The organism is Enterovibrio nigricans DSM 22720 (genome assembly GCF_900167155.1).
Classification (GTDB): Bacteria; Pseudomonadota; Gammaproteobacteria; order Enterobacterales; family Vibrionaceae; genus Enterovibrio; species Enterovibrio nigricans.
In genome coordinates this window covers 89,310-106,185 of sequence record NZ_FUXU01000001.1, presented here as the reverse complement: position 1 = coordinate 106,185, position 16,876 = coordinate 89,310, and the positions used below count along the sequence as shown (strand labels likewise).

Here is a 16,876-nt window from a genome sequence, read left to right as displayed (position 1 = left end):
TGTTTTATGGCTTACTCACTGAATTTAAACGAGTAATCCTTTATGCGTAAAACACGTGCTGTCAGGCCATCAAACAGCCAAAGTGTCTCTTTTGGGAACATTGCTGATTTGAGACCCATGTTGTATCTACAATGAGACAGACGGCGTGGTCTTACAAAATATAATGATACTCACAACTTTTTGAACACATGTCGTTAATGGATGACTAAAGGCAGGCGTTATGGGTATGCAATTCAGATCTGAGGCAGTTCCAAGCTCTCTTGTGGTAGTAGGAGGAACGTACGAACCATGGTTAGCAACGTTGGAACAAGCGGGATGGCGTTGCCACCGCTGTTATGATCTCAGGGCCGCACAAACGTTACTTCAGGACATTGGTCCTTGTATCGGTATCGTGGATATCAGCCACGATGACTTCAGTCTAAATGGCGTAGCCTCTTTGGTAAACCGCAATAAACAGGTTCGTTGGTTAGCTTTAATCCGTGAGGATCAGCTCAACAACGATGCAATTTGCCAGTTCATCGTCAGCTTCTGCATTGACTATTTCACCTCTCCTATCCCAGATAGTCAGCTTATGAGTACCATTGGTCACCAATTGGGTATGCTCAAACTTGAGCGTCATGTATGGCCTCAACTGGGCGATCACAGTGACATGGGTCTGCTGGGTAAAACCTCAGTCATGAAAAAGCTGCGTGACCAAGTGCGCCGTGTGGCACCAACAGATGTCTCCGTGCTTATCAATGGTGAAAGTGGCACAGGTAAAGAGCTGGTAGGGATGGCGATTCACAACGCATCAACACGTGCTAAAGGCCCGTTTGTTTCTGTTAAGTGCAGTGCGTTGCCAGAGAAACTGATCCAAAGTGAATTATTTGGTGATGGCGCTAATGAAGGCAAAGTACAACAAGCGCATCAAGGGACGTTATTTCTCGATGAGATTGGCGACTTGCCGCTGAACCTTCAGGCGAATCTTCTTCACCTGCTGCAAGACGGTACCGTCGAGCCACACGACGACAAATACGCGAAAGAAATCGATGTGCGCGTGATTGCGGCAACACACATAGATTTAGAAAAGGCGGTAGCTGAAGGGCATTTTCGTGAAGATCTCTTCTATCGGTTAAATGTATTGCGAATATCTGTGCCGTCGCTGAAAGAGCGTGCAGCAGACATTCCAGAGCTTGCGGAGCACTTCTTGCTGAAGTTTGCTCGTCAATACAATACACAGGCTCGTACGTTTTCTGAGGAAGGGAATAAGATCCTCACCAATTACAGCTGGCCAGGTAATGTGCGCGAGCTCATCAATCAGGTTAAGCGTGCAGTGTTGCTTGCCGATAACTTGGTGATTGAAGCCGAGCACCTCGACCTCCCGCGCCAGGGTGACTATAAGCAAAGCCTGCGAAAAATCCGTGAAGAGTCTGAGCGCGATGCCTTGTTGGCTGTTCTTGAGAGCAATAATGGTCAGGTGTCTGCTGCAGCAAAAGAACTGGGTGTGTCCCGTGCAACCATGTATCGTCTGCTGAATAAGCACAGCTTGATCCCGGCTCCTCGAAGCTTTCGATAAATAGAACGAGAAATACAAAAAAACCGCCTTTCATAGGCGGTTTTTTCATTGTGATAGATTCATCATCTAAATGGGTGTTTTAGTGAGAAGCCACAGGCGTTGGCTTTATTGGGAATAACTTGTCGTATGCCAAGTTGTAGATGTACGCGTACACCAGATAAAAAGCCACTAACCCGATATCCATCACCAATGCTTGCCACAACGAAATGTTCAGCCACCAAGCAATTGCAGGTAGTGTGACCCACAGTAGACCTAATTCGAACAATACAGCATGCAAGATACGGTGTTTTTGTTTTTTCTCAACGGTACCTGTCCATTTCACCATACCTCTATCAAACCACACGTTATAAATGTAGTTCCAACCCGTCGCAAGCAGTGAAAATGCAATACCCAAAACACCGGTATGTGTAGGGTTAAATCCAAACAGGGCTAGAATGCTCACGATAAAAATAAGGCCAATGATTTCGAAGGCAATCGCGTGCCTAATCCTGTCTTTTACGGTTCTCATTTTTCATTTCCTCCAAAAGATGTGCCTATGATATCCAAAATTTGGATTGGTTTAAGTTAGAAACAATCCGAATTTCGGATGGTTGTAGGGCGAGGCGGTGGTATTCTCGTGGAAAAAATATGCGAGACGTATCTAGAAATTATGAAATTGACTAGAAAAACAAGGTATTAGACAAAGTGCCCGCAGCGGTCTGACAATATTTTGTTGTTTAATTTATCAGCATTTGGTGAGGAAAATTTGTTCAGGGTGACTAAAAAAGTGGATGGTTCCAAACTTTGAAGTATGTCAAATAACGTATTGATATATTGATCTAAGTCATTAATATTAACATTGAATCAACAAGAGCGGTTTTACTTAGATTTTCGGTAGGAAGGGGGATAAAGATGACATTTCAGCGAATTACATCATCAATGCTATGTACCTCCTCGCCCATGATGGCGCACCGAAAACCTGTACAGTAATTTCCGCAACCGTGAAAAACGGGCCGCGGAAATGTCTGCGGCATGTATCAATCACGGTAATTCCGTATTGTCTCTTCGCAACATTTCTCAGGCCTCCAAATCATCCATAAATGGAGTCCGTTATGAACCAATCAATTTACCTACGTCTCGCGACTTTTTTTGTTCGACTAGATATAAAACGAGAAGAAGCGGCATGGCGAAAAGCGCATCGACGTGTTCGTTACATCGGTGAACCACTCTCTGATCATTTACTCAAGGATATTGGTTTTGAGAAAGATGGTTTTTCAATGGGTCACACTGTAGCGCCTGAATACAAGGCCCTAAGAGAAGTGACACGTATTCGTCGCCGATTGCGGTTGAAACTCACGACATAGAAAAAGGGGGCTTCTCTTCAGAAGCCCCCTAGATAGAAGAAGATCAGCGAGGGACAACCCTCGCTGTATCGCCATCCACATTCACTTGTACTTGTTGGCCGACGTGGAAAATCATCTCAGGATTTGCTTCTTGAACGATGGAAATGACTTGGCCGTCTTCTAGGCGGATAGTCAGATTCACACCGTTGCGTCCTCCAACTTCACCCGCCGCCGCACTGCCAGCATATCCGCCCAATAAACCGCCCCCAATGGCGGCGATATCAGAGCCAGTGCCTCCACCCACTTTAGAGCCAAGAATGCCGCCAATAGCCGCACCTGCGATAGTGCCAATCAGATTGGTTTGGTCTGATGCATCTATAGTGACAGGCTCGGCTTTCTCTACGGTGCCGTAATAAACCTCTTGAATGGTACGTGTGTCGGCCGAGCCATATGCGTCACCGTAGGGATTTGGAGAAGTGCACCCAACAAGTAGAGAAAGAGAGAGTAAACATGCGGAACCTAAATTCATTGCCATCGCCATACGACCTCCAAGGCATCTAACTATTCTGGAAGTATAGGGTTGCCGATTGCCTTCGGATCGGCGCGAAAAAGTAAAAAAGCACCAACAGGTGCTTTTTCTTAAGATGAAGACAAATGCTTAAGGGCAAGGGTTGGAGTGGATCGCTCCAATCTCTTCTATACGCTTGAGTAACTCATCCGGCAGTTCCACATCGATTGATTCAATGTTGGATTGTAGCTGCGGTAAGGTTGTCGCTCCTATGATGGTACTTGCTAAGAAAGGGCGGCTATTTACATAGGCCAATGCCAACTGCGCTGGATCGATGGCGAAGTCCCTTGCCAGCTGAACATAGGCTTGGGTTGCTGCTTGACCTTGTGGGGTGAAGTAGCGACTGAAGCGCTCCCAACGTGTGCAACGTGCACCTTCTGGGCGTACACCGTCGAGATATTTACCAGAAAGAGCACCAAACGCGAGCGGTGAGTAGGCAAGCAGTTCAATGCCCTCGTGGTGGCTGATTTCGGACAGACCTACTTCGAAACTGCGGTTTAGCAGATTGTAAGGGTTTTGAATGGAAACGATGCGGCTCAAGCTGTGTTTTTCTGCTAAACGCAGGTAGTTCATTACGCCCCAAGGCGTTTCATTTGAAACCCCGATATAACGAACCTTACCTTCTCGCACCAGTTCGGTCAGTGCATCCAATGTATCGAGTATTGAAACGGCTGAGTTTTCATCCTGATGGCGATAGTTTAACTGACCAAAACTGTTTACATGGCGTTGAGGCCAGTGAACTTGATACAGGTCGATATAATCAGTCTGAAGACGGGTAAGGCTGTCTTCTACTGCTTGGCGGACGTTTCTACGGTCGAGGGACATGTTTTCTCGAATGTAAGGAACGCTCCGCGGGCCTGCGATTTTAGTCGCGATAATGACGTTATCTCGCTTGCCTGATTTCTTAAGCCAACTACCGATGTATTTCTCTGTTAGGCCTTGAGTCTCCGGTGTTGGTGGTATCGCATACATTTCAGCGGTATCAATGAAGTTCACGCCCAGATCAAGTGCACATGACAGTTGTTCATGGGCATCATTCTCAGTGTTTTGCTGACCATAAGTCATTGTGCCTAAGCATATCTTACTGACGTTGAGGGTAGTGTGGGGCAGAGTATGGTATTGCATCCTATCTCCTCGCTTGCACGTATTTGAATCCTTCGCAGCAATGTGTCTCATTCATGACATGTACTCCGGCTTTCATATTAAAAGATCTGATGATAGGCACAAGACTGAAACGGAAAGATCCTTTGTGCCAAATTGGCAGAACAGTTTTTCACCGCATGTCATGTTTACGCATCTATACTAGTATTAACAATTATTTAACAATGATGGCGTAACCGATGAAGTTAAAGCAACTAAAAAACTGGATTCAATCTCACCCTGACAATGTACCCCATTGTTTTGTTATGGCACACGCGGGTGGTGCACAATATGTCGTTGAAGTAGAAGTTCGAAGTCAGCTCGAACCCCTAAAAGACGATAAAACAAATGAAGTGATGCATTTTGACAACGTTGAACAGATCAGTGACAAATTGCGCAGCGTAGGCGTTAAAAAAGCCACGTTAAGATTGTTAGACCCATATGATGAGTTTGGGCCAGCAGATCCCTCCTGCAAGGAGGACATGGAGATTACGCTATAGAGAAGGAGGAGAACTTAGTCCTCTTCCGATAACCTAAAATGTTTGGCGAGGATCTTTGCTGTAAATTGCTTTCGCAAATAGAAACCTCTAGGCAGGGTTTTAATGGGTTGACCTTTTGCTCCGTACGCTTCTGTTTTTACTTTGCTGTTGGCAGCCTTGGGGCGCAGCTGCAAGTATTCACCATGCTTTGCGGTTATCTCGTGAACTTTACCGAGTACGATAAATTCCATTAGCTCTTCCCAGTCAGCTTTAAGCTGGGCTTCTTCCTCGACGGAGGCTTGCCAAAGCAGTGGCATACCAACATGCCTTTCACAAACGGGAATTTCTCGCTCGCCTTCTACAGGAACCCATAGCACTTTAGAGAGTTTATTGCGGATATGGCTGGTTTCCCACGTTAGGCCTTGTACGCCAGTTAACGGCGCGACACAAACAAACGTGGTTTCGAGAGGCTTTCCCAAATGACTAATAGGAATGGATTTTAGCTCGATCCCTAAATCTTTAAAGTCTTGCTCGGGTTTGCTGCCTGCAGTAGCACCCAGACAGGTTTCCAATAGCATGCCAACCCATCCTTTCTCTCGACGAAGATCAATGGGACACACTAAACCATGTTGTTCGGCAAGTTCTCCCAATGAATACCCCGCCAAACCAAAGGCGCGATCGAGTAATTCATTCTCTGTGTTAGGAGCTGGGATCATGGCGTATTTCATCTGAATTTATCACGTAAAGCACGCTACCAGCCCCTTACTAAAAAGGCCAGTATTTCCCGTAGTGGTATACATAGGCGAGCAGAAACCGTACATATGCAAGTGGCTTAGGCTGTGTCACGGTGAAAGAGGATGATCACCTTGGCAAAGGAGTGCGGGTTAGTTATCCACAAGCATGTAGAGGGAAATTGTTTAAATTGGCTTACTGTTTGTATGTACAGGTGTTTTAATTCCATGATTAGCTTGCATTTCACTGGCTGAGCGTGTTTTTTAACCTAATTCTGTGGGTAACTCATTCTTTGATGGATCTTTGACCAACTTAAGATCCTGTGTGTTTATCTGCGCGAATTTTGCAGTGGGGTTTCGCGTGTTGCAATTTTAGTTGTTGATATTAAAGAGTAATAATAAATTTTTCTTGAGGTTATCTTTTTCTTTTTTGCTGCAAAATTATGTTTATATATGCTTAGGAAGTGGTTCTGCACAAATCTATCCACAGAAAGCGTGAATAAATGTGCGCTTTGTCTCACTGGTCTGTTTATAACTCTGTTTTACGGCTACTGTTATCCCAGAAGGCGGTTGAAACCCCCAAAAAATGCGTTTCAAATGCAATCTTTGTTTACCACGGCGCATATAGTGTGAAAAAATCACTGTTAATAGAGATTTTTTTGAGGTCGTCCAGTGATAGATGGCGATGGCTACCGTCCCAATGTAGGGATAGTGATATGTAATAGCCACGGTCAAGTTCTCTGGGCTCGTCGATATGGACAACACTCTTGGCAATTTCCTCAAGGCGGCATCGATGAAGGTGAAACCCCTGAACAAGCGATGTTTCGTGAGCTGTACGAGGAAGTTGGTCTTACGAAGAAAGACGTAAAAATTCTGGCAACAAGCCGTCATTGGCTGCGTTATAAGTTGCCGAAACGTCTGGTTCGTTGGGAATCCAAGCCTGTTTGCATTGGGCAGAAGCAAAAATGGTTTTTGCTGAAGCTGGATTGTGACGAGTCAAAAGTGAACATGCAGCGCGGAGGTACTCCCGAATTCGATGGTTGGCGTTGGGTCAGCTATTGGTATCCTGTGCGGCAGGTGGTTTCATTTAAACGCGATGTTTACCGGCGAGCGATGAAAGAGTTCGCGGCCATGGCTATGCCTTTTCGAGAAAGGAAAGTAAAGCGTAAAGGTAAACGAGGAACCGCAAAAACATAGTGAAATAGAGAACACAGAGTATATCGAGGGTGCTGATGCTGACGAAACTGCGAGACATCGTTCATAACGTCGCTTCTTCAAGCGACGTGAAGTTGGCTCTCAATACTCTGGTGCGTGAGACCTGTATGGCGATGGAAACAGAGTGTTGCTCTGTGTATATCGCCGATCACGATCGTGAAATGTACGATCTTATGGCCACGCAAGGGCTGAACAAACGTGCCCGACGCATTTCCTTAAAGTTCAATGAAGGCCTTGTCGGTTTAGTTGGACGCCGTGCAGAACCCATCAATTTGGCTAACGCCAGTACGCATGCTGATTTTAAGCACTTTCCTGATATCGGCGAGGATATTTTCCAGTCATTTCTTGGTACGCCTATTATCTATCGCCGGAAAGTCCTCGGCGTATTGGTTGTTCAGCAGCATGAATCTCGTCAGTTTGATGAAAGTGAAGAATCCTTTCTCATTACACTTGCCGCGCAGCTTGCGGTCGTTTTTGCCCATGCAAAAGCGCAAGGATTTTGGCCAAGTAATGACAAAGGGCCTTTGTTGTTACAAGGGGCAGCAGCATCGCCAGGTGTTGCAATTGCGAAAGCTTGGTGTGATGTGTCCCAACCGCGCCTTGAACTGGTTTCTCCTGCATCCTGCCTGAATATAGAAAAAGAACGAGATCGATTGGATGGTGCGTTGAGTGCGGCCATTTCAGAATTTCGTCGGCTTAGAAAGCGGTTTGATTCGGAACTGAATCCGGAAACGCTGGCGATCTTCGACCTGTTTATCCACCTCCTTAACGATCCTATGCTGCGTAAATCGATGAATGAACGCATCGACAGCGGTGATCTCGCAGAGTGGGCGGTCAGACAGACGATTGATGTCTTTGCTGAACGCTTTGAAAACATGTCTGATCCTTACCTTCGTGAACGCGCTTGCGATGTGAAAGAGTTGGGACAGCGCCTTCTTTATTTTCTGGAAAATCAGGAAATCAAACAGTGGCAGTTTGATGAGCCCATTATCCTGTTCGCTAGAGAACTGACGGCCGCGATGTTGGCGGCAATACCGAGAGATCGCCTTGCTGGCGTTGTTGCAGAAGAAGGTGCGGTGAATGCGCACGCCGCAATATTGGCTCGCGCACTTGGCATTCCCGCCGTGATGGGGGTCGAGTTTAGTCCGCAGCTTGTTCATCGCAAACACCTCATTCTTGATGGCTTCAAAGGGAAGGTGCTGGTTGAGCCAACGGAGCCTGTTCGCGCAGAATACGAGCGCCTGCGAGATGAAGAGCTAGAGCTTCAACAAGAAGTTGAAAGCGCGTTTACTAAACACACAAAAACCGCAGATGGGGTACGCGTAGAAATTCACCTCAATGCGGGGTTGAGTGCCGATACCAGTATTGCAATAAACCGCGGCGTCGATGGCGTTGGTCTTTATCGCACAGAAGTTCCTTTTCTGATGCAGCGCAGCTTTCCTTCGGAGGAAGAGCAAGTCAATCAGTATCGTTCGATTCTGGACAGTTATCCGAAGCAACCTGTGGTGATGCGCACGTTGGACATTGGTGGTGATAAGCCGTTGCCATATTTGAAAATCGAAGAAGATAATCCGTTTCTAGGGTGGCGAGGTATCCGTTTTACGCTGGATCACCCGGATATATTTTTGATTCAAGTACGCGCCATGTTGCGTGCGAGTATTGGCAGAGAAAATCTGTCTATCTTGTTACCGATGATTTCTGGCGTTTCAGAGCTTCTCGAAGCCAAGAGTTTGATCGATAGGGCATTTGATGAGATCTCCGAGCTTGCGGAGCAAGAAAATAAAACACTGAAGATGCCACGCATCGGGATCATGGTTGAAGTGCCGTCCGTGCTGTATCAATTTGATGCCATTGCACCACATATTGATTTCCTGTCCGTCGGCACGAATGATTTGACTCAGTATTTATTGGCGGTCGATAGAAACAACGCCCGGGTGGCGGATGTCTATGATACATTCCACCCTTCAGTGTTGGCGGTTTTGCAGATGATTTTGTCGACCAGTCAGCGCTTAAAACTTCCTGTCAGTGTCTGCGGTGAATTTGCGGGTGATCCGATCGGGGCGATGTTGCTGGTGGGGATGGGTTACCGCCACTTAAGTATGAATACCCGCAGTGTTGCTAAAATTAAGTATGTGCTGCGCCATATTCCTTCGGGCGCATTAAAAAAACACGTTGAGAAGATGCAAGCCATTGCCTTAGCAGGTGAAATCAGAAAATCCTCCGAAGACTTTCTCGAACATTATAATCTTGGCGGGCTCATCCGAGTCGGCAAATAGGAATACTTTCATGATAGATGCCACCTTGTGGCTATTTGGCGCCTGTTTGGTGCTGGGGAGCTGTGTGGGCTTGTTGGCGGGTCTTTTAGGGATAGGTGGCGGTTTGCTGATAGTGCCTGCACTTTCTGTGCTTTTACCGTTGGCCGACATTCCCCCTTCGCTGGTCATGCCTATGGCATTAGCTACGTCGCTTGCCAGCATCGTTGTCACGTCATCGTCATCGGCATACACGCATTTTCGTTTGGGCAATGTACAGCCAGCAGTGATTAAAACCTTATTGCCGGGCATTTTAATGGGGGGGCTGATAGGGAGTGGTGTTGCTGATTACTTGCCAACGGCGTACCTTCCTAAGATTTTTGGCGCTATCGTTTTATTTTTGGCATTGCAGATGTTTATGTCGATGCGAATAAAAGCGGCGAAACCTTTTCCCTCTCCTGTAGTCGGAGTGATGAGTGGTGGTTTAATTGGCATGGTATCGAGCCTTGCTGGCATTGGTGGTGGTTCGCTTACCGTACCTTATTTAAACTATCACGGTGTAGAAATGAGAAATGCCATCGGCAGTGCTTCACTGTGCGGTGTATTTCTCGCAGTGGCCGGGATGAGCGGTTTTATTTTTTTTGGCCTCAACCAGCCGGTTACTTTACCAGCGTATAGTGTTGGTTATGTTTACATACCTGCGCTGCTTGGTATTGTAGTGACCTCAGTGAACACGACGCGCTATGGTGCGCGGTTGGCTTCAAGACTGCCGACACACATTATTAAACGTGTTTTTGCGTTATTTTTGCTCGTGGTTGGGGCGAGTATGTTTTTTTAACAAAGGATGACAATCGATGTCTCTGACATTTCCACAAATTGATCCGATTCTTATTGAAATAGGGCCAGTCGCAGTTCGTTGGTATGGACTGATGTATCTGGCGGGCTTTGCCTTTGCGCTTTGGCTGGCTAACCGAAGAGCGGACAAGCCAGGAAGTGGTTGGACTCGCGATGAAGTGAGTGATCTTCTGTTCGCGGGTTTCTTGGGGGTGGTTCTTGGCGGGCGAATTGGTTACGTCCTGTTTTATCAGTTTGATGTCTTTCTCTCAGATCCGCTGTTCCTCTTTAAAGTGTGGACAGGCGGTATGTCGTTCCACGGTGGTTTGCTAGGCGTTATCACCGCAATGGCGTGGTTTGCGCGTAAAACCAATCGCACTTTCTTTGCCATTTCCGACTTTATTGCACCGCTGGTGCCGTTTGGCTTAGGTGCTGGTCGTCTGGGCAACTTTATCAACGGAGAGTTGTGGGGGCGAGCAACCGACGCATCTTGGGGCATGATTTTCCCGACGGGAGGGCCAATTGCACGTCACCCATCACAGCTTTATGAATTTGCGTTGGAAGGTGTGGTGCTCTTTCTTATCCTCAACTGGTTTATTCGCAAACCGAGACCGGCAGGTGCAGTATCGGGATTGTTCCTGATTGGTTACGGTACATTCCGATTCATTGTCGAGTTTTTCCGTGAACCTGATGCACATCTTGGCTTGTTTGGGAATTGGATCAGCATGGGACAAATCTTGTCGACGCCGATGATTATTGCGGGTGTTCTGATGATGATTTGGGCGTATAAAAAAGGTCAAAGTGCCGCACATTCCGCATAGTTTTATCTTTAGCCGCAGCGAGTCTGCGGCTTTTGTTTTGAGTAATCCCTCGGTATACCGTCAGGGTTAAGTAAGGAAGAATCATGAAGCAATATCTTGATTTGATGCAGGATATCATCGACAACGGTAGCGACCGTGGTGATCGTACAGGCGTAGGTACGCGTTCTGTTTTTGGCCGTCAATTACGGTTCGATCTCAGCGAAGGTTTTCCGATGCTGACTACGAAGAAGCTCTACACCCGAGCCATTATTCTTGAGTTGTTGTGGTTTCTTAATGGCGACACGAATATTCAATACCTTCAAGACAATAAGGTCAGCATTTGGGATGAGTGGGCGACAGATTCGGGCGATTTGGGGCCAGTCTATGGCGCGCAATGGCGTTCTTGGGCATGTCCTGATGGCTCAACCGTTGATCAGATTGCTGAGCTGATTGAGCAAATCAAAACCAAGCCAAACTCACGTCGTCACATTATTACTGCGTGGAATCCTGCGGATTTACCCAATGAAAGCATCAGCCCTCAAGCAAATGTGGAAGAAGGTAAAATGGCGCTAGCACCGTGTCACTGTTTATTTCAGTTCTACGTGGCGGATGGAAAACTTTCTTGTCAGTTGTACCAACGCAGTGCGGATTACTTTTTAGGTGTACCGTTTAATATTGCGAGTTATGCGCTGTTGACGCACATGATTGCTCAGCAGTGTGACTTGGATGTAGGGGATTTCGTTCATACCTTTGGAGATGTGCATCTTTATCATAACCATCTGACGGATGACATTGTCTATGAGCAGCTTAAACGCGTGCCAGGGCAACGACCTACACTGACCATCAAACGCAAACCTGAATCTATCTTCGACTACAAACTGGAAGACTTTGAGATTGAAGGGTATGAAGCGCAGGCATCCATTAAAGCACCTATTGCTATCTAACAATGATTATTCATTAGCTAACGTCTAATGAGAAAACTGCCGGGCAAGTCCCGGCTTTTTTGTAATTGTTACTTTTTAAGATGCTTTAATTCGCGCTAAAAAGACTGCCACGAGGTGATTGGCTCAAAGTGTAGCTAGGTTGGCAGTAAATGCCGATACGCTCGCTGTGGCGCATTCAGCGTGGTTAGGAAGGCAAGGTGTCATTGTTCTGGGAGCAATATGGGAGACTAGAAACAAAAAACGCCCGCAGAGCGGGCGTTTTTTATTAATTCTTAATGCGTTTGGCGCTTATTGCGTTACCAGCATAACAACTGAAGGAATCGCGATGAAAACCAGACCCAGGTAAGCCACAACAGCCAGTTTGCTCTTCGCCGCAGCATCACCCAGAAGTTCTGCACACTTCAGTGGAATCTCACGCAGGAATGGAGTACCGAAGATCAACAGGGTAGCCAGTACGTTGAACGTCAGGTGTACCAATGCGATTTGCAGTGCAAATACTGCGTTAGGGCCTGTAACTGCTGTTGCTGCAAGCAGTGCAGTGATACAGGTACCAATGTTCGCACCCAGAGTGAACGGGTATACATCACGCACTTTCAGAACGTTTGTACCTACCAGTGGAACCATCAGGCTAGTCGTCGTAGATGAAGACTGAACAAGGATAGTTACCAGGGTACCAGACACGATACCGTGCATTGGACCGCGACCGATTGCGCTGTGCAGCATGTCTTTTGCACGACCAACCATCAGAGAGCGCATCAGTTTGCCCATCATGGTGATAGAAGCAAAGATCAGTGCGATACCAATTACAGCCAGTGCTACACCACCCCAGCTACCTGGCAGGCCAGACAGCATGTCTTTGGTGCCACTTACCAGGGGCTTGGTGATTGGACCCATGAAGTCCAGACCTTTCATGCTCAGGCTTCCGTCAAACATCAACGGAGCAACTAGCCAGCTAGAGATTTTGTCCAGCAGACCGAACATCATTTCAAGCGGAAGGAAAATAGAAACCGCTAGCAGGTTAAAAAAGTCGTGTACGGTTGCACAGGTAAAAGCACGACGGAACTCTTCTTTGCAGCGTGCGTGACCAAGGCTAACCAAAGTGTTAGTTACAGTCGTACCGATGTTGGCACCCATAACCATAGGAATTGCAGTTTCAACTGGCAAGCCACCGGCTACCAGACCAACAATAATAGAGGTAACAGTACTTGACGATTGGATCAGTGCAGTAGCAACGATACCGATCATCAGACCTGCAACAGGGTGAGATGCGAATTCGAATAGAATTTTCGCTTCGTCGCCAGCTGCCCATTTAAAACCACTACCAACCATTGATACCGCAAGAAGCAGTACATAAAGCATCAGTGCCAGGTTGGCCCAACGTACCCAATTCTTAGAGCTGTTAATCGGTGCAGCAGTAGAAGCTTGGGATGTCATAAAGAAATCTCCGTGACAGTTATATGTCAGATTTGTGTCAATGAATGAATCTGGCGCGGATATTAGGCATGAAATATTTCACTAATATTACAGTTTCGCGATGAGGCAGTACTCAATGATATGAAGGTAGTTGAAATGAGTGTGGATTCTCATGTTTTTATTAAATAATTCATTTATTTATAGGCTATATTTAGAGGGATATTTTTGTGGTTAATATTTGTTCGATCGCACTATTTGAAGAGTAAAAAGCGTAAAGTTGCGCTCTGAAGTATGACATCCAAAAATTTCACACTGCGAAAAAAGTGATGTTTATGGTTGTATTCTTCGGATATTCCGATGTTTAATCTCAGAACAACCGATTTTTAATAAGTGAGCATCGGTGCCTAGACTATTATGGATAACTATTTATATATGGAGTGCTTTAAATGACTGATGCAATTCGTCAGTTTATGAAGATGGAATCAGCGGGTGGTCTGGTGCTGATTGTTGCTGCAATTTTGGCGATTGTGATTGCCAATTCACCGTTGCAGCCGCTGTATGACAGTGCGCTTCATACTTATATCGCTGGCTTGTCTGTTAGCCACTGGATTAATGACGGTCTGATGGCCATCTTCTTTCTATTGATCGGACTTGAAGTTAAGCGAGAGCTTATTGAAGGTGCGCTCAACACGAAAGAGAAGGCGATTTTCCCTGCCATCGCAGCTGTCGGTGGTATGTTGGCACCAGCCTTGGTTTACTTGGCATTCAATTTAAATGACCCAGTGACGGCTAATGGTTGGGCAATCCCTGCTGCAACGGATATTGCCTTTGCGCTGGGTGTAATGGCTCTGTTGGGCAAGCGTGTCCCACTGGCATTGAAAGTGTTCTTGCTGGCATTGGCGATTATTGATGACCTAGGTGTTATCGTCATTATTGCGCTGTTTTACAGTAGCGATTTGTCAGTTATGGCACTGACGGTAGCCTTTATTTCAACCGCAGTGCTGTTCCTCATGAACGTAAAGAACGTGACTGCAACGCGATGGTATCTGCTTGTCGGCGCCATTTTGTGGTTCAGCGTGCTTAAGTCTGGTGTTCACGCAACGCTAGCGGGTGTCGTACTGGGTTTTGTAATCCCGCTAGAGGGAGGGAAAAACGGCAAGTCACCGTTGAAACAACTGGAACATGCCATTCACCCATATGCCGCGTTCCTAATTTTGCCTATCTTTGCGTTTGCAAATGCAGGCGTGTCTTTGAAAGGTGTGTCGTTTGACAGTTTGACCAATGTATTGCCGATGGGCATTGCAATGGGTCTCTTGATTGGTAAACCGCTGGGGATTTTCACCTTCAGTTGGGTTGCTGTGAAAATGGGCGTAGCTCGCCTACCTGAAAGCGTAAACTTTAAGCAAATCTTTGCTGTGTCCCTGTTGTGTGGTATTGGCTTTACGATGTCTATCTTTATTTCGTCACTGGCGTTTGTAGGTGTTGACCAAAGCTATATTACGTTATCACGACTGGGTATCTTGATTGGTTCAACTGTGTCGGCTCTTGCAGGCTATGCCCTGCTAAATGCTGTATTGCCGAAATCGAGTGAGGTGGAGGAAGATAGCGATGAGAAGAACGTTAGCATTGATTATTAGCGGTGTAGTATTCACCGCCCCGGTCATCGCAATGGACAAATACACACATTGCTTTGACGATAACTCTACTGAAATCTGTAAGGCCTTTATGGCGGGTGTTGAAGTAGATAGATCTGGTGAGTTTGTGACAGAAAAAGCAAGCCTGTCACCGACGAGCTTTGACAAAGATAGCCTTTTAGGCCGCGCTCTGGAACAACGCGCGGGGGAGCGTATCAGAACCTCTATTCTGACGACAAAAGGCTAACATTGCAAAAATTAAGAACGTCAGAATTGCCGATGCGTGATTCTGACGTTTTTTTGTTTGGATAGATATGTCACACCTAAACTATAACCACCTCTATTACTTCTGGATGGTCTGTAAGCAAGGTTCTGTTACCAAGGCAGCAGAAGCTTTGTTTCTCACTCCACAAACCGTTACAGGCCAAATACGCGCGTTAGAAGAGCGATTAAATGGCAGGCTGACTAAACGTGCAGGGCGCAATGTCGAGCCGACGGAGCTTGGGCAGCTTGTTTTTAAGTATGCGGACAAGATGTTTGGTCTGAGCTATGAAATGCTCGATATCGTGAATTACAGCCAACGAGAGAACCAACTCTTTGATGTGGGGGTGGCTGACGCGTTATCAAAAAATCTGGTCAGTCGGGTTTTGCTTAAAGCGATCCCTGACGATGAAGGTATTCACCTTCGTTGTTTTGAATCAACACACGAACTGCTACTTGAACAACTCAGCCAGCACAAACTAGATATCATTTTGTCCGATTGCCCAATTGACTCTGCGCAAAGCCCCGGCTTGTTCAGCGTGAAAATTGGTGAAAGTGTGATGAGTTTTTTTTGCTCAGGAAGCACCGCTAAAAAATCATTTCCAGCGATTATTGAAGATTACAAATTGCTTATTCCCGGTAGTCGCACGGCGATGGGACGCAAGCTGATGCATTGGTTTGATAGCCAGGGGATCACGCCAAACATTCTCGGTGAGTTTGATGATGCAGCGTTAATGAAGGCATTTGGTGCGAACCATCAGGCAATGTTTGTTGCGCCGACCTTCTATTCTGCCGATGTACTAGATCTTCCTAATATACAAGAAATCGCAAAGGTGAAAGAGCTTAAAGAAGAGTACTATGTGATATTTGCTGAAAGGATGATTCAACACCCTGCGGTAAAAAGGATCTGTGAAGCGGACTTTGGAAAGCTGTTCCACTAGTTGAATATTTTTTCTAATTTCATTCTTAAACACTGGGCATTGTTACTCTTTTGAACAGTGTTACACTTAAGTCAAAACAAACAGTCTGTTAGATGAGCAACGTTAGGCAGTACGTATGGATTTAAAACAGATGCACGACAACGGGCCAAAGGCTGTACAGTTGTTAAAAGCAATGGCGAACGAACGCAGGCTTTTTATTCTCTGCTATTTGCTTGAGGGTGAAATGTCGGTAGGGACGCTCAGTGAGAAGCTACAGCTCAGTCAATCAGCCCTTTCTCAACATCTGGCTTGGTTACGTCGAGACGGCCTAGTCGCAACGCGTAAAGAGGCGCAGACAGTGTATTACTCGCTTAAAAGCGTTGAAGTGCAGACATTGATGTCAACGTTGCATCAGCTTTATTGCAAATGATTATTTGGAACCAATAAAAAAACCGGCCAGAAGCCGGTTTTTTTATTTCAAATCGAGGCGCTATTACAGAGCTTTGATTTGAGTAGCCAGAGCAGCTTTATGACGAGCAGCTTTGTTCTTATGGATCAGGCCTTTAGTTGCCATGCGGTCCAGAATAGGCTGTGCTTCAGCAAAAGCTTTAGTAGCTAGTTCTTTATCGCCTGCTGCAATAGCTGCGATGGTTTTTTTCAGGTAAGTGCGCATCATTGAGCGACGGCTTGCGTTGTGCTGGCGACGCTTCTCAGACTGGATTGCACGCTTCTTAGCAGATTTGATATTCGCCAAGGGTCTTACTCCCAAATCTTATATTCGGTGACAATTTAAGGCCGAGGAATATGC

Annotated in this window: 18 protein-coding genes; 12 read left to right on the top strand and 6 right to left on the bottom strand. The window is 46.3% G+C overall.

The annotated features are described in order from the left end of the window. Positions 1–220 precede the first annotated feature (220 nt). Positions 221–1,555, top strand: a complete 1,335-nt coding sequence (locus B5D35_RS00450; RefSeq protein WP_078750665.1) for a sigma-54-dependent transcriptional regulator — start codon at positions 221–223, stop codon at positions 1,553–1,555. A 79-nt stretch (positions 1,556–1,634) separates the two neighbouring features. Here B5D35_RS00450 and B5D35_RS00445 read toward each other — a convergent pair whose 3' ends face one another. After that, the gene (locus tag B5D35_RS00445) at positions 1,635–2,063 is read right to left on the bottom strand and encodes a PACE efflux transporter (RefSeq protein WP_078750664.1); all 429 of its coding nucleotides are present in this window, start codon (positions 2,061–2,063) and stop codon (positions 1,635–1,637) included. A 583-nt stretch (positions 2,064–2,646) separates the two neighbouring features. Between B5D35_RS00445 and B5D35_RS00440 the strand changes: the two genes are divergently transcribed. Beyond that, positions 2,647–2,898: a hypothetical protein gene (locus B5D35_RS00440; protein WP_078750663.1), complete on the top strand. Its 252-nt coding sequence runs from the start codon at positions 2,647–2,649 to the stop codon at positions 2,896–2,898. A 43-nt stretch (positions 2,899–2,941) separates the two neighbouring features. On the opposite strand, the gene B5D35_RS00435 is transcribed toward B5D35_RS00440, so the two are convergent. Both B5D35_RS00435 and B5D35_RS00430 read right to left on the bottom strand, forming a co-directional pair. Continuing rightward, positions 2,942–3,406 carry an outer membrane lipoprotein gene (locus B5D35_RS00435; RefSeq protein ID WP_425291025.1) on the bottom strand — a complete coding sequence of 155 codons (465 nt, stop codon included), beginning with the start codon at positions 3,404–3,406 and terminating at the stop codon, positions 2,942–2,944. A gap of 129 nt (positions 3,407–3,535) precedes the next feature. Continuing rightward, complete coding sequence (locus tag B5D35_RS00430; protein WP_078750661.1) at positions 3,536–4,570, bottom strand: NADP(H)-dependent aldo-keto reductase; 1,035 nt, start codon at positions 4,568–4,570, stop codon at positions 3,536–3,538. Positions 4,571–4,785: 215 nt separating this feature from the next. On the opposite strand from B5D35_RS00430, the gene B5D35_RS00425 reads away from it, so the two are divergent. Beyond that, positions 4,786–5,085 (top strand): DUF6482 family protein, encoded by a 300-nt coding sequence (locus B5D35_RS00425; RefSeq protein ID WP_078750660.1) that lies wholly within the window; start codon positions 4,786–4,788, stop codon positions 5,083–5,085. A gap of 14 nt (positions 5,086–5,099) precedes the next feature. Here B5D35_RS00425 and mutH read toward each other — a convergent pair whose 3' ends face one another. Then, entirely contained in the window at positions 5,100–5,780 is a 681-nt protein-coding gene (mutH, locus tag B5D35_RS00420; RefSeq protein WP_078750728.1) for a DNA mismatch repair endonuclease MutH, read from the bottom strand. Positions 5,781–6,467: 687 nt separating this feature from the next. Between mutH and rppH the strand changes: the two genes are divergently transcribed. The 5 genes from rppH to B5D35_RS00395 all read left to right on the top strand — a co-directional run bounded on the left by rppH (position 6,468) and on the right by B5D35_RS00395 (position 11,840). Beyond that, positions 6,468–6,992 (top strand): RNA pyrophosphohydrolase, encoded by a 525-nt coding sequence (rppH, locus tag B5D35_RS00415; RefSeq protein WP_078750659.1) that lies wholly within the window; start codon positions 6,468–6,470, stop codon positions 6,990–6,992. A gap of 35 nt (positions 6,993–7,027) precedes the next feature. Continuing rightward, positions 7,028–9,286 (top strand): phosphoenolpyruvate--protein phosphotransferase, encoded by a 2,259-nt coding sequence (gene ptsP / locus B5D35_RS00410; RefSeq protein ID WP_078750658.1) that lies wholly within the window; start codon positions 7,028–7,030, stop codon positions 9,284–9,286. A gap of 10 nt (positions 9,287–9,296) precedes the next feature. Next, positions 9,297–10,100, top strand: coding sequence for a sulfite exporter TauE/SafE family protein (locus tag B5D35_RS00405; RefSeq protein ID WP_078750657.1), 804 nt, complete (start codon positions 9,297–9,299; stop codon positions 10,098–10,100). A 16-nt stretch (positions 10,101–10,116) separates the two neighbouring features. Next, on the top strand, positions 10,117–10,917 hold the full coding sequence (gene lgt, locus B5D35_RS00400; RefSeq protein WP_078750656.1) for a prolipoprotein diacylglyceryl transferase: 801 nt from the start codon (positions 10,117–10,119) through the stop codon (positions 10,915–10,917). Positions 10,918–11,000: 83 nt separating this feature from the next. Continuing rightward, entirely contained in the window at positions 11,001–11,840 is an 840-nt protein-coding gene (locus B5D35_RS00395; protein ID WP_078750655.1) for a thymidylate synthase, read from the top strand. 288 nt (positions 11,841–12,128) lie between these two features. Here the strand turns inward: B5D35_RS00395 and B5D35_RS00390 are convergent, their stop codons facing one another. Then, positions 12,129–13,274 carry a Na/Pi symporter gene (locus B5D35_RS00390; RefSeq protein WP_078750654.1) on the bottom strand — a complete coding sequence of 382 codons (1,146 nt, stop codon included), beginning with the start codon at positions 13,272–13,274 and terminating at the stop codon, positions 12,129–12,131. 425 nt (positions 13,275–13,699) lie between these two features. Between B5D35_RS00390 and nhaA the strand changes: the two genes are divergently transcribed. The 4 genes from nhaA (at position 13,700) to B5D35_RS00370 (ending at position 16,498) form a co-directional block, all read left to right on the top strand. Continuing rightward, positions 13,700–14,890 (top strand): Na+/H+ antiporter NhaA, encoded by a 1,191-nt coding sequence (gene nhaA, locus B5D35_RS00385; protein ID WP_078750653.1) that lies wholly within the window; start codon positions 13,700–13,702, stop codon positions 14,888–14,890. Further along, complete coding sequence (locus B5D35_RS00380) at positions 14,862–15,134, top strand: hypothetical protein (RefSeq protein WP_078750652.1); 273 nt, start codon at positions 14,862–14,864, stop codon at positions 15,132–15,134. Before nhaA ends, B5D35_RS00380 begins: the two co-directional genes overlap by 29 nt. Positions 15,135–15,201: 67 nt before the next feature. Next, a complete protein-coding gene (gene nhaR, locus B5D35_RS00375; RefSeq protein WP_078750651.1) occupies positions 15,202–16,089 on the top strand; it encodes a transcriptional activator NhaR in 888 nt (295 codons plus the stop codon). 115 nt (positions 16,090–16,204) lie between these two features. After that, positions 16,205–16,498: an ArsR/SmtB family transcription factor gene (locus B5D35_RS00370; protein ID WP_078750650.1), complete on the top strand. Its 294-nt coding sequence runs from the start codon at positions 16,205–16,207 to the stop codon at positions 16,496–16,498. 63 nt (positions 16,499–16,561) lie between these two features. Here the strand turns inward: B5D35_RS00370 and rpsT are convergent, their stop codons facing one another. Beyond that, positions 16,562–16,822: a 30S ribosomal protein S20 gene (gene rpsT / locus B5D35_RS00365; protein WP_078750649.1), complete on the bottom strand. Its 261-nt coding sequence runs from the start codon at positions 16,820–16,822 to the stop codon at positions 16,562–16,564. Positions 16,823–16,876: the final 54 nt, after the last annotated feature.

What these genes read in the sequence shown, in the direction of transcription:
- B5D35_RS00450 (WP_078750665.1), top strand. Translation starts at nt 221, where the DNA reads ATGGGTATGCAATTCAGATCTGAGGCAGTTCCAAGCTCTCTTGTGGTA.
- B5D35_RS00445 (WP_078750664.1), bottom strand. Translation starts at nt 2,063, where the DNA reads ATGAGAACCGTAAAAGACAGGATTAGGCACGCGATTGCCTTCGAAATC.
- B5D35_RS00440 (WP_078750663.1), top strand. Translation starts at nt 2,647, where the DNA reads ATGAACCAATCAATTTACCTACGTCTCGCGACTTTTTTTGTTCGACTA.
- B5D35_RS00435 (WP_425291025.1), bottom strand. Translation starts at nt 3,406, where the DNA reads ATGAATTTAGGTTCCGCATGTTTACTCTCTCTTTCTCTACTTGTTGGG.
- B5D35_RS00430 (WP_078750661.1), bottom strand. Translation starts at nt 4,570, where the DNA reads ATGCAATACCATACTCTGCCCCACACTACCCTCAACGTCAGTAAGATA.
- B5D35_RS00425 (WP_078750660.1), top strand. Translation starts at nt 4,786, where the DNA reads ATGAAGTTAAAGCAACTAAAAAACTGGATTCAATCTCACCCTGACAAT.
- mutH (WP_078750728.1), bottom strand. Translation starts at nt 5,780, where the DNA reads ATGATCCCAGCTCCTAACACAGAGAATGAATTACTCGATCGCGCCTTT.
- ptsP (WP_078750658.1), top strand. Translation starts at nt 7,028, where the DNA reads ATGCTGACGAAACTGCGAGACATCGTTCATAACGTCGCTTCTTCAAGC.
- B5D35_RS00405 (WP_078750657.1), top strand. Translation starts at nt 9,297, where the DNA reads ATGATAGATGCCACCTTGTGGCTATTTGGCGCCTGTTTGGTGCTGGGG.
- lgt (WP_078750656.1), top strand. Translation starts at nt 10,117, where the DNA reads ATGTCTCTGACATTTCCACAAATTGATCCGATTCTTATTGAAATAGGG.
- B5D35_RS00395 (WP_078750655.1), top strand. Translation starts at nt 11,001, where the DNA reads ATGAAGCAATATCTTGATTTGATGCAGGATATCATCGACAACGGTAGC.
- B5D35_RS00390 (WP_078750654.1), bottom strand. Translation starts at nt 13,274, where the DNA reads ATGACATCCCAAGCTTCTACTGCTGCACCGATTAACAGCTCTAAGAAT.
- nhaA (WP_078750653.1), top strand. Translation starts at nt 13,700, where the DNA reads ATGACTGATGCAATTCGTCAGTTTATGAAGATGGAATCAGCGGGTGGT.
- B5D35_RS00380 (WP_078750652.1), top strand. Translation starts at nt 14,862, where the DNA reads ATGAGAAGAACGTTAGCATTGATTATTAGCGGTGTAGTATTCACCGCC.
- nhaR (WP_078750651.1), top strand. Translation starts at nt 15,202, where the DNA reads ATGTCACACCTAAACTATAACCACCTCTATTACTTCTGGATGGTCTGT.
- B5D35_RS00370 (WP_078750650.1), top strand. Translation starts at nt 16,205, where the DNA reads ATGGATTTAAAACAGATGCACGACAACGGGCCAAAGGCTGTACAGTTG.